We start from the raw sequence: 241 nt of genomic DNA on the forward strand, positions 1-241 counted from the left end.
CGAGCGGACCGGGCTCCGCAGGGGCGTAAGAAGTTGTCCCGGGAGCGGGAGGCATACTCCCGGCTCGTGCAGCAGGGATACAGCAACACCGAAGCGTGCGGATCGTCGGCGTTGACCGCAGGACGGGCAACAAGTGGCGCAGCGGCCGCTTCGAGCGGGACCGGAAGCCGGTACCACCGATCCACGTGGTGGTACCGGCTTCCGGTCCGTGCCGGTATCTGCGCGAGGACGAGCGGATCCA

General features: G+C 68.5%; 1 pseudogene. It reads left to right on the forward strand.

Annotated elements, in window-relative coordinates:
• A pseudogene (locus IO40_RS40020) lies at window positions 1–241 on the forward strand (IS30 family transposase); the annotation flags it as partial.

The sequence above is a fragment of the Streptomyces albus subsp. albus genome, from assembly GCF_000725885.1.
Lineage (GTDB): Bacteria > Actinomycetota > Actinomycetes > Streptomycetales > Streptomycetaceae > Streptomyces > Streptomyces albus.